A 12,022-nucleotide genomic window follows, 5' to 3' on the forward strand; every position below is an offset into this window, starting at 1 on the left:
ATTATCAATTGTTTTTTGCAAACGACTTAAATTCATCAACATCATGATATCCAAAAAATCTAATTTCGGGATGTGATGAAATCAGTTTACGAATGCGGTCTAGCGTCGCTATCCGCATCTCATTGTCGTCGGCTCTCGCTTCGGCCAATTGATTGATGGGGTGGTCGGAATTATCTAGTTCGTCACGCAGATAATAGGCATCTGCTGCATAAAATATCCAGGAATCGCTGTGTTTTATGGCTACTCCACAATGTCCCAAGGTATGACCAAATAGCGGTATCAAAAGTATCTCTGTACAGAGTGAGGTGTATACCTTCCTCGCTTCAAAACCAAACCATTGGTCATTTGATTTAGGATAGGTCTTGATTACAGGTTCGTGCAGTAGCGGTGTTTTTAGATAGCGGGGATTTCCCGACAGGTAATTTTGATATTCTTCATATCCCATATGTACGGTGGCTTTGGGAAAGTCCGACAAGCCTCCGATGTGGTCATTATCCAGATGGGATATGATACAATCCTGAACATTTTCAGGGTTAAACCCCAAGCCCTTGATTTGTTGAATAGCAGTAAGCTTCTTATCAAAGCGATATCCTACCATCTCGACCAGTTCCTGACCTATTCTTTCATCCGGATAGCAGGTGTCCAATAAGCCGATTCCGGTGTCGACCAGCGCCATGCTGTCGTTCTCTTTTAACAACATACAATGTCCGCTTACATTATCGCTGTATGGGGAGACAATTTTAACACAATTTAAATGATATATTTCTACCATAGTAGTTGATTTTAGGGTGATATCAAGAATACCTCAAATAGGTGTGCCCATTGCCGACATGCCCGCATTTGTGGATATCTTTACAGATCCATACTGTAAAAATAAATGTTTTAATTTAAATATTAGAACAAAAGTTCTAACTCTAGCATTCGGTCTAGATTTGATTATTTTTATTTTGCTTTTAGCGAACGAAGAACTCAAGTTATCTATATCAGTGAGAGATAATGGGCTTTATTTGGATAGAAGGTTATTTAAAGAGACTTTGTTTTCGTATTCTGTTATATTATTTGTCTCCTTTTTCTTTCTCAATAGCCCAGCTATAAGCACGACAGCATATGCAGACATCAGCCATGCTCCAGATGTTTTCTAACATAAAAAAGTAGCCTTGCAAGCCTAAATATTACCGCGTACACCTTTTTGCCCCATGTCTATTCCTTAGATTCCGGTTCAAAGATAGAATTTTTGGCTATATCTTATATAGCCTATAGCTATCTGACCTGATAGTTTAAGAGCTCGATATATGGATCACCTTTTATATCTAGCATTTTGCAGAAAGCAGGTTCTGTTTTGATCCCTTTTCTTTTTAAATCTCTGATTTTCTGGGCGAAATCTGGGCCTTTTGATTGTAAGATTTCGTATTCTTTTATCATATGCCGATAGCCATTTTGATTAGTTGTTATCTCATCTTTGGCGAATAGCTCGATTGCTGTTCCCTCAGTCTCAAAACTACATGTCAGAATCTCATCCCCAGAAAAGATAATTTGAAAGGTTTGGTATTTAGAAAAATGCTTAGTCAAAAGCTCTCGTAATGCATCGAGTTCTGTGGCCTGAAGGATAATATCTATGTCACTTCCTTCTATGTCGATATCTATCGGGATTGTTCCTACGACAATTGGATCATAGTCTTTTACCACATCTAGAATTTGGTGTTCTGTAATTATTCTGTAAGCCTGCTTTTGCTTCTTATTACCTTCTTTTAGATAAGCAGTATCTTTAAAATCGATGTTCATTGCTAGTTTTTTTAACTGATATCCACCACGATTAGTTTCTTAATTAAGGTGATCTGGCCTAGATGATAGTAACTATGTTCAATAACGCCTTCAATATTTCGTAAATATGTCCCGTACTTTTCATCAATAAAGATCCGGTCAAAAGTATCGTCTTCCATACGTTCTACTTTATTAGCGAATCTTTCCGCATTAGCCAAAAACTTAGCGACTAATTCATTCCAACCCTTTTCAGAGGTGATCGGTGGTAGCTCAAAACTATACCTGTCGCTGATTTCGAGCTTACCGTTTTCAAACGCATTCAGTAGTCCATCCAGGTAATAATTTATATGATATGTCAGGGCTGCGATCGTATTTAAATCAGCAATTCGTTGGGTAGCCTGCTGCCAGTTTAAATCTATGATCTGCTCCTTGTAATTTGTATTGGCAATCCAATGTCCGTTTAATAAGACCTCTCTTAGTCGGTTTGCCATAAATAGATTTCTAGTCACCATCTTATTACCGTATTTGATGTTCTTTACTCTTCTTTTCCATAAATGCTCCCAGGCTCGCACAGTACATTGTTTGCCCGTTCTATTTTAGCGATCAGTTCTTCCTCCAATGGTAGTTCAGTTAGGTATTTGCTGGCCTAAAAACTTAAAAACCCTGTTTATTTTAACGCTTTGATTATCTGTTAATTATTGTTGGAAGGGCTTGTGTAGAAATCGTAAGTCGCTTTTGCAATATCCGCTATGATTTTTTCGTTTGTATCCATATTCTCTTTCGAGTCAGTAACAAAAATACTGATTATAAAGTACTCTCCATTGGGTAAAAATACGATACCGATATTGTTCACAGCAGCTGTGATTCCAGTATTTTTATTCGTTCCAGACCAGCCAGTTTTATGGGCTACGATTGTTTCGGTAGGCAATTGACCTCTTATTCTATTTTGACCAGTGGTTGTTTCCTTATTTGTTTTCCAAAAAAAGTCATAACTACTTTTTGAAAGAAGTCCGTTCTTATTCTCATAAAATAACTTAAGCGTCTCACTTGCTGCTTTTGGAGTGGTCCAGTTTTGGAACATATGATCCCAGTTCGACTGCATATCTTCTTCGTTGAATCTGATTTGTATATTATCTATACCACATTTTTTGATATACTCTTCTACTGTTTTAGGTGTTCCAACAAGTCGTATTAAAGCATCACAAGCCATATTATCACTTTGAGACACCGAGTATTGAATAAGCTTTTCTATGGTAAAACTCCCTCCATTAGGATTCTCATCTCTAAGTGGGCTCCAAGAATCTTTTGATGGAAGATCATCTTTACTTATTTCAATTTTCTGATCTAAAGAAAATTTTCCCTTGTCAACTTCCGACAATACTGCTAAGGCGATATGAAATTTAAAAACACTTTGCATAGGAAATCGCCTGTCGCCGTTTACGGATAGGGTATCTTTTCCGTTATTTCCGATTATTGAAACTCCGACCACTGCATTTTTTTCGGAAGCGACCTGCTCAATTTTACTTCGTAACGAATTGATGTCTTTGTGCTGTGTATTGCAACTCGATAAAAAGATTAAAATCAGAGCGGCCAATTGAAATAGTTTATTCATTTTATTGCTTTGTGTTTTTTATTAACAGTTTCTATCACTCTCAGATTCTTGTCATATAGGCCGGTTAGAATACTATTGCCTTTATGATCGACCATGAGCCCACCATATTGTGCCTGCTCATATTTCTCCCCCTGACCTTCTTCAAAGAAGTACGATTCGGCTCCAATCTCCAGCGACCATTTGTCTGGTGTGGTGTAAGCGATCAAAAACTCCCCCTGTGCAAGAGGCACTTGCTCCTGCTGAAAGCGGACGAGGTTGGCTACATTGCCATGACCTAGGCGGACCACACAGTATCCCCGTCTGGCTATACTATCCGTATTGGTTTCTGCAGCCATCTTGTAGCGCAGCCGCATATAATCACCCTGCATCAGCGATCGCGGATCAACAGGTGCCAGCTCTAATAAGATCAATTGTCCGTCCTTAAGGATTTCCTCCTTCTTTACCACGCTAAAGTTGAAATATAGCAGTAGCAACACAAGGTTGACTAAGATAATGATGCCACTATATTTTTTCATAATTCGCACGTTTAGAAATAAAGAGATAAAACAATAGAAATACCAATCCTGAACCAAAAAGCATGATAGATTTGGTGAGGAGCGTATAGTGCAGGTCATAGTAAAATTTTCCTATAAACCACAGCAATGCAATAATGCCCATTACAAACCCTGTTCTGTAGCGGACACTAAAACACAGTAGGATCAACAGTAGACTGCCCACAATACCCGGATATAGGATTGTAGGAGCCACAACTAGGAGCGTCAGTGCGTATGTCGCGAGTCTGGTGATCCTGTCAGACACTCCAAAGTCGGATAATAGCTTTGACGAAAGGTAGAGTATGATCAGTGTACAGACTGCAGACGTAGACCAACTCCATAAAGCTGATAAATGAAAGAAAAATAAATTTTGGCGCAATAGAAGCAGACCGATTATAAAACATAAGAGTAATCCTGTACGGATTGCGTGAAAGGAGAATCCTGTTTTAAAGCTCTTGTGAAGCAATTTAGGTTCTTTTAAAAACATATAGCTCAGTACAATAGCTAACAGTGAAACCTGTATATGCAGAAAGTCATTTTGTCCCGTCGACTGGATATAACTCAATATACTTCCATTTAGAATCAATGTCGATATAAAGCTGATGATATAGCTGGGGTTCAGGTATAGACAGAGCAGGGATAATGCTGCAAGACATAAAGAAACATATTGATTATCAATGTTAAATTCAAAGAGCCCAGAACCCAGCATGATAAAACCGATACTAAAAGTAGCTACACTGATCGTGTCCCATAGGATCTGTTTGAATTTTTTGCCGATGATCATTCCAATTGTAATCGCCAGAATACCAAGTACCGCTAGTGCTACGTGAGATCTGTACAGCCCGATCCCTACCAGAAAGCCCCAAAATGCACTGGAAGAAAGTATGCCACCAAAGATAGACAGTATCTTGATAGCCAGGGTCTGCCTGACCTGATGGACCTCGGCAGATTGCTCCATGTGGAATGCCTCTAAATTTAATTCTGGATCCAGCGACTGTAGGTAACTGGCCGTTTGCTGTATAGTGTTATCTGGCGTCATGACGATTGCTTTTTAGCGAGTTGAATAAGGTTGCGGACGACTAAGGTGACACTGATGATGATAAAAATACCTATCAGCAGCAGCATCCATTCGTCATTTGACATCTCCAAAAGAAAGGTCGATATGATGATGATCAAGCTAAACGGAACTGCCGAGAGATAAAAAGTACTTTTAGTCTGTACGCCATGCCATAAACCGACGAGATAAGTCAATATCACCAATGGGGCAAATACCGAAAAGTATTCTTTCTCAAAGCTAATTATACCGCTTATCATGCCTATGGTAGCAAAGGTCAATGCCGCTAAACCTACCGTATGTATAAAGTAAGCTGGTGCCTGACGCATTTTGGCTAAGACGAAAACAGCTCCATTGCCGAGGTAGAGTATACCGTACATAAGCAATGAGGGCCAGCCCGTGACCTGCTGACAGTAGAGAATCAACGTGGTGTTGAGCAGTATCATGTACAGCAACCACATCGGTGCAAAGTTTGAGAAACATACCCATAAGGTGACGAATATCGTCCAGCCCAGAAAAAAATCATAGGCATTGGCACCGGTCTGGTAGATCTGTCCAAAAACTGCGAATAGCACCCCGACCAGCACAGCACTTCCTGTCAGTATGATCTGCCGGGACTGCGTATTTATCTTAGGTAAAAAAGTCAGCGCTGTGAGCGCGATAACCAAAAGTTCTATTATACCGATCTTAACAAATTTGTGTAGGTCGGCCCAATTGTAAGCAAAGAAGAAAATAATTCCAGCCAATGAAAATCCTATTCCCAGTACGAGGAATAGAAGCGTCAAAAATTTTCTCCAACTGTTCGCATCGGGGTAGACCCGTTCTTTCAGCGCCCTGGTCAGCGTCTCTTGGCTGAGCGAGGTCTGCCTTGCGATACTTTCGATATCCTCGCGTTGTATATTATCCATATTTAAAGATCTTTTCTATAGCTATGCAAAATGGTTTATTGCGCTCTGTAGAGTGTTGCGCTTTTCTTATTCTTATCCAAGAGAAAAATAATGCTATCATTGTCCGAGAATCGTACAAAATAGCGTTCTTCCGAAGGTTTGTCAAAGTTTAGAACATACACTGTGGCATCCTCGTCATCTTCAAAACCTCGTTCATAGTTCACATTCCCTTTCACCACCTTTGAACTATTTTTCTCCTTTTCAATCAGTTCAAACGTGTCGTTGTTATAAGCCGTATCGTTTTTACGAATCGTGTTGTTTTTATAAATAGAAAGCTGGTTCGTTTCATTTTTGTACAGTTCCTGTAATTTAGACACTTCTACTTCTGAAGTCACCTTTTTTTCCGTTTTATACTGGCAGGCTGCCAATAGCGATAATGCTATCATTCCAACGATTATTTTTTTCATGCTGCTCATCCGGTCTGTGATCCGACCTCTATCGTGTGAAAACAAGCCCACATAGGTCAAGAGAATCGTTTATCTTATTGTTCTGTAGCTTAAAGATATGACAGTTTTTATTTTCTATCAACTAAAATAGGGCATACAGGTCGTATTGGTCAATATCTGCAGAAGAGGTGGTTTTCCGGTTGATTTGGTGATTTTTCATTGTGGCCAAATAAATCTTAAAAACTGATCCTATTTCCTTTTATCTGAAATTTGCTACATTTGAACCACATATTTTAGCTAACCGTAGCACTTTATTTCTAATTGTAGAATGATTGCTCAAAGATAATTGTACTGAAAAATGAAAAATGAGTTGGACTGGTGGCACCTATTTCGATTGGGTGACGAGGTTGCTTTCAAACTTTTGTTTGAGCGCTACAGTCCGCTATTGTTCAATTATGGATACAAATTTACGCAGGAAGAGGGGATCATTGAAGATAGTATCCAAGAGTTTTTTTTGAAAATTTGGTACAATAGAAACAGTATCAATGATACAGCTTCTGTCAAAAACTATCTTTATAAAGCCTTTAGGCGTACACTAACAGCACATATTGAGCGATCTAATCGGAAAAGGAATATTCCGGTAGAAAGTTTGCCTTTTGACATTGAGCTACCCCATGATACGAAAATCATGCGTAGAGAGAGGTTGGAGGAGATTAAGGCTCAATTGGAGGAAGCTTTACTGAAAATGACAGCACGTCAGCGTGAAGTAATCCATTTACGTTTTTTCGAAGAATTATCTTACGAGGAGATAGCAGATATCATGGGATTATCTGTAAAGGACCTTTATAAGTTGTTTTATCGGGCTATGGACAGTTTAAGGAAGCATGTGGGAGTATTTAATCTACTAGCAATATTTGCTTTATTGGCCGAGTCGAAATCCTCCTAATTAGGCTTAACTCTCATTCTTTTTAATATATCTCCTTTTGGTGGCAATTCCAACTCCGGAGCTGGGTTCCTAGGTATGCTATTCCGTTCTTCATGAAAAATACCACATTAATTTACAAAAAGATAAAAATAATTTAACAACACTGGGGTAAAATCCCAATTCTCACTGTATATAGATATAAATAGATTATGAAACACGATTTCTTGTTATACAAAGACTTTAAAGCGGTAGACTTTTTCGAAGATGAAGCCTTCACGACCTATTATCTTTCGGGAATGGGGGATGATCTGTCATTTTGGAAATCTTTGGTCGACACTTATCCATATTTAGAACAGGAGATTGACATAGCGATACAATGGATAGAGTTGCTGCAAGACCAACCTCTACATCAAAGTAAGATAGACAATGAAACACGTTGGAACCGTATGCAAGAATCTCTTCCGTCGTATGTACAGGCTCAAGACCGATTATATCGCATTCGTAAGATCCGGAGATGGATAACCCAAGTGGCTGCGATCTTGTTATTGGGCTTCACTATATATGAGGTCGGGCAGCTGGGTACAAAAGTAAACAATACCGGATTTGGAGAGCAGCGAGAGTTGTTTTTGCCAGATGCTTCTGTGGTACAGCTTAATAGTAATTCGCGTTTGAAATATGTTAGAGATTGGAAAACAGATAAGCCCAGAGAGGTATGGTTGGATGGAGAAGCTTTGTTCGAAGTAAAGCATACGGCGATCAAAAATAGATTGCAGCAGGAGGACTATTTTATCGTCCACGTAGGAGATATTTCGTTAACTGTTTTGGGAACAAAATTTAATGTCAAGGATCGTCGGGGACATATTGAAGTCTCTCTCTTTGAAGGTAGCCTTCAGGTTATGGATAAAATGGGGTTAAAGCACATCTTGAAACCAGGGGAAACTTTCATTTATGATAAAGTAGCCGATACAGAGCAGGTGTTGAATAATAAGAATATACAAGAGGCGCTTTCTTGGACACGTGGTGAGATGGTTGTTGAGCATCAGAATTTGGCTGCTATTATCGAAGTTCTTGAGGATAATTATGGCTACAGTGTTGAACTAAAAGATTCCAGCTTATTGGATAAGCGACTTAGAGGAGTTGCGCCACTTACAAAAGCTGATGATATTTTATTTGTAATCAGGCATACCATGCAATTGGACATGGAGGTTGTAGGAAAGAAAATAACGATTAATTCAAAATAACTAACAATTTAACTTTATGAAACCAAGATTATTTACGCTTTTAGTCTTTTTACTCTATCAGGTAGGGGGATATGCTCAGCAAAAAGTAAGTATCGTACGTGCATTGGACGAGGTGACACGTGTATATGGTACTAAGTTTGCCTATGAAGAGGGCTTGTTAAATGGAGTACAGGTGAAGTCTTCCATAGTACCTAAAGACAAAAAGGTGCCGGTAGAATCAGCATTGAAGTCGCTTTTATATCCGAATGGTTTCCTGTTTCTATACGTTCAGGAGAATTACTATACAATTGTCAAAGACAATAAGTCTAATGCTCAAGGAGAGGAAGATGATTATTGGCGTACGATAACAGGCGAGGTCAGAGATAGTAAGGGAAAGCCTTTGGTTGGTGCTACTGTTCTGCCTGATGGATACGCCGTTCGTACGGGGGTTACCACTAGTAGTGATGGTCGTTATACATTGAGACTGCGCGAACCAACAGAAGCTTTAATATTTACCTACATGGGAATGGAGCCGGAGCGACGTGTCATCGCAGGAAATACACGTATTAACGTTTCAATGGGAGATGCCATAAATCAACTTGAAGAAGTTGATGTTGTTTCTACAGGATATCAGAAGATTTCAAAAGAAAGAGCAACGGGTTCATTTAGTCAGATCACCGCAAAGGATTTAAAAGAAACGCCTTCGATAAGCCTTTTAGAACGTATTGAAGGCTTGGCCCCAGGTGTACAGGTTGATTTGAGAACAAATTCGTTGACTATACGAGGTGTTAATACATTTAATACAGGAGGAGATAATTCTAAGCGCCCGTTGATTGTAATTGATGGTTTTCCAGCAATAGATCAGGACTTGGTAAGTGCTAAGAGCCCTTTTGCTAATAATTCTATATTAAGTAGGTTTAATCCTGAGGATATTGAAAGTATCACGGTTTTGAAGGATGCCGCAGCGGCCTCTATTTGGGGAAGTCAAGCAGCCAATGGAGTGATCGTGATCGAAACAAAAAAAGGTAGAATTCAAGCGCCAACTCTGTCTTTCAATTCGAGTTTGAGCGTATCGGCTCCTGCAGACTTGAATAATTTAAGTAGGATGACAAGTCGTGAATATATAGATCTTGAGAAGGAAATGTTCGGTTTGGATTTTTTTACTTCCAATCCAGAGGTTTGGGATCCTAGCTGGCAGAAGTTTAACTCCAACAAACCTTTGAGTGAAGCGATTCAACTGATGTTTAAAAGACAGAATGGAGAAATTACACAAGAACAATTGGACAGCAAGTTAGAACGTTTGTCACAAGTCAATAATACGGCTCAGATTCGAGACAATCTGTTTCAGCATGCTGTTTCTCAGCAGTATAATTTGTCGCTTTCGGGAGGTAATGCAAGGTCTACGTATATGGTCTCAGGAAACTATTCTAATGATATACCGGTCTTTAAATCAAATAATGCCGAGTCATATACCCTAAATTCTTCGCTGACAACAAATTTCTTGGATAATAGGTTGAACTTAACGACAGGACTTAATTATTCTTATACGAAAAATAAGTCTAACCAAGCGGCGATAAATGGAATCGGTAATACTGAACTGGGCTTAAGACCCTATGAACTTCTAAAAGATGATAGTGGTAATCTCGTACGACGTTCATTTGTGTTTACAGAAGGCGTTGCACAAGACCTTTATAATTTAGGTTTGTATGATTGGACTTATAATTCTATACAAGAATTAGGGTATTCCAATTACGTCGGGACAGACAACAGATTAAGATTTAATGCACAGTTAGATGCTAAAGTAAACAGTTGGGCGAGTTTGAGTTTAGGAGGGATGTTGCAGAAGTCGATGTTGGAGACAAATCAGCTGGATGAGTTGAATAGTTATGCAATGCGTCACTTCTTGAATTACGGCACGACCGTTGACTTTGCTAATGGTACATATAAAAGAAATCTTCCTCAAGGTGGAAAGCTAGTGACACGTAATGAAAATTCGACAGCTTACAATTTACGTCTACAAGGGAATATCGATAAATCATGGGATATCGTGACATTGAATGCTGTTGTTGGTGCGGAGATTGGATCACAAACTGGGTTGAACTATGGGCAAACGAGATATGGCTTCAATGAAGATACGTATTCATCGGCGTCATTTAATCCAACGGAACCTTATGAGATTATCATGGATGGATGGGGGACACAGCAGTTGGGATATGACGATGGGTCTGTAGGTAAGCCAAATATTAGGAAGTTATCTTATTACTCAAATGCAGCATTGAGTTTTTTGAATGGAAGATACGTCGTATCTGGTAGTGCACGTTTTGATGACCATACCTTGGTCGGTATATCAAGAGCAAATAGAGCGAAACCTATTTGGTCTGCTGGAGGTAAGTGGAACATAAAATCTGAAAGGTTTTTACAAAGCCAACACTGGTTAAATGCATTGAACGTTCGTGTAACCTATGGTGTAGGAGGGACAGTACCTCAAGGTGGATCCAATGTGGTCGTTATAGAGTTGTCAGGTATGGATAATCAATCCAATGAAGTGCCCGCAAATATCCGAAATCCCCGCAACCCTCGTGTTGGATGGGAAAAAGTATACACACAGAATTATGGGCTTGATTTTATTGTATTGAATAACCGATTAACGGTCAATATGGAGTATTATAAAAAGAATACGAAAGATATTCTTTATCCTTTCCTTTATAACCCAACTTATGGTTGGAGTACGTTAGAGTTTAACAGTGGAACTATGGAGGCCCATGGTTTTGACGTCGGACTAACGGGTACCGTAATTAAAAAGCAAGATTTCTCCTGGTTGTCTACACTGAATTTTGCGTATAATACGAATAAAGTTACTGATACTCGATTGAATGTCACTGATGTAAGTGGTTATATTTCAGGTCAGCTATTGGAAGGACACTCTATGGACTACATGTATGCTTATCGTTGGGCAGGATTGGATGAGGATGGGCAGTCCCTTATTTATAAAGCAAATGGAGATATCATCAAAAGTACAGAAGGTGGACGTAATTTAATAACACTTGATGATCTTGTGTACATGGGGCGTAAGACAGCACCTTATTTTGGTGGCTTTATGAATACCTTAAACTACAAAGGAATCAATTTAGGTGTACGTATCACTTATAACTTGGGCCATGTCGTGCGTAAAGAGTCGTTGGCAAGTTATCCGCAGTATGCTGGTTCGTACTATGGTATTTTGGGTACGCATACAGATATGGTAGATCGTTGGAGAGAGAAAGGTGATGAGGCTTTTACGGATGTACCTGGATTGAAAAACATTAATACCAACTCTTTCAATCGTTATAGAGATTCTGAAAAGATGGTAATTGACGCCGGACACGTCCGTTTACAGCAAATTTCACTAGGTTATAATATTCCAAGCTCTATGTTAGGCAAATTTCCTGTCAAATCTTTAGGCTTTAATGCTTCTGTAAGGAATTTAGGCATCATCTGGAGAGCAAACAAGGAAGGAATTGATCCTAGTTATGTCCGTCAGAATACATACAATAACTTAGCCCCAACAAAGAGTTATTTCTTTACAATAAATGCTACGTTATAAC

General features: G+C 39.1%; 11 protein-coding genes. 3 read left to right on the forward strand and 8 right to left on the reverse strand.

The genetic code is table 11. The features are described from left to right. Window positions 1-4: 4 nt before the first annotated feature. The 8 genes from JKG64_RS13410 to JKG64_RS13445 form a co-directional block, all read right to left on the reverse strand. Window positions 5-772 carry an MBL fold metallo-hydrolase gene (locus JKG64_RS13410; protein ID WP_210354815.1) on the reverse strand — a complete coding sequence of 256 codons (768 nt, stop codon included), beginning with the start codon at window positions 770-772 and terminating at the stop codon, window positions 5-7. Window positions 773-1,260: 488 nt separating this feature from the next. Further along, window positions 1,261-1,782 (reverse strand): DUF4269 domain-containing protein, encoded by a 522-nt coding sequence (locus tag JKG64_RS13415; RefSeq protein WP_210354816.1) that lies wholly within the window; start codon window positions 1,780-1,782, stop codon window positions 1,261-1,263. Between the two features lie 11 nt (window positions 1,783-1,793). Further along, window positions 1,794-2,252 carry a DinB family protein gene (locus JKG64_RS13420; RefSeq protein ID WP_246512599.1) on the reverse strand — a complete coding sequence of 153 codons (459 nt, stop codon included), beginning with the start codon at window positions 2,250-2,252 and terminating at the stop codon, window positions 1,794-1,796. Between the two features lie 200 nt (window positions 2,253-2,452). Next, a complete protein-coding gene (gene bla / locus JKG64_RS13425; RefSeq protein WP_210354817.1) occupies window positions 2,453-3,373 on the reverse strand; it encodes a class A beta-lactamase, subclass A2 in 921 nt (306 codons plus the stop codon). Continuing rightward, window positions 3,370-3,888, reverse strand: a complete 519-nt coding sequence (locus tag JKG64_RS13430) for a GDYXXLXY domain-containing protein (RefSeq protein WP_210354818.1) — start codon at window positions 3,886-3,888, stop codon at window positions 3,370-3,372. The genes bla and JKG64_RS13430 overlap by 4 nt, the downstream gene beginning before the upstream one ends. After that, window positions 3,875-4,945 (reverse strand): DUF4401 domain-containing protein, encoded by a 1,071-nt coding sequence (locus JKG64_RS13435; RefSeq protein ID WP_210354819.1) that lies wholly within the window; start codon window positions 4,943-4,945, stop codon window positions 3,875-3,877. Before JKG64_RS13435 ends, JKG64_RS13430 begins: the two co-directional genes overlap by 14 nt. Next, a complete protein-coding gene (locus tag JKG64_RS13440; RefSeq protein WP_210354820.1) occupies window positions 4,942-5,868 on the reverse strand; it encodes a DUF2157 domain-containing protein in 927 nt (308 codons plus the stop codon). The genes JKG64_RS13435 and JKG64_RS13440 overlap by 4 nt, the downstream gene beginning before the upstream one ends. 35 nt (window positions 5,869-5,903) lie before the next feature. After that, window positions 5,904-6,314 carry a hypothetical protein gene (locus JKG64_RS13445; protein ID WP_210354821.1) on the reverse strand — a complete coding sequence of 137 codons (411 nt, stop codon included), beginning with the start codon at window positions 6,312-6,314 and terminating at the stop codon, window positions 5,904-5,906. Between the two features lie 337 nt (window positions 6,315-6,651). Between JKG64_RS13445 and JKG64_RS13450 the strand changes: the two genes are divergently transcribed. The 3 genes from JKG64_RS13450 (at window position 6,652) to JKG64_RS13460 (ending at window position 12,021) form a co-directional block, all read left to right on the forward strand. Next, a complete protein-coding gene (locus JKG64_RS13450) occupies window positions 6,652-7,239 on the forward strand; it encodes an RNA polymerase sigma factor (protein ID WP_210354822.1) in 588 nt (195 codons plus the stop codon). Between the two features lie 188 nt (window positions 7,240-7,427). Beyond that, window positions 7,428-8,459 (forward strand): FecR family protein, encoded by a 1,032-nt coding sequence (locus JKG64_RS13455; RefSeq protein ID WP_210354823.1) that lies wholly within the window; start codon window positions 7,428-7,430, stop codon window positions 8,457-8,459. 16 nt (window positions 8,460-8,475) lie between these two features. Further along, on the forward strand, window positions 8,476-12,021 hold the full coding sequence (locus JKG64_RS13460) for a SusC/RagA family TonB-linked outer membrane protein (protein ID WP_210354824.1): 3,546 nt from the start codon (window positions 8,476-8,478) through the stop codon (window positions 12,019-12,021). Window position 12,022: the final 1 nt, after the last annotated feature.

The sequence above is a fragment of the Sphingobacterium tabacisoli genome (genome assembly GCF_017908035.1).
In the GTDB taxonomy this organism is placed as follows: Bacteria; Bacteroidota; Bacteroidia; order Sphingobacteriales; family Sphingobacteriaceae; genus Sphingobacterium; species Sphingobacterium tabacisoli.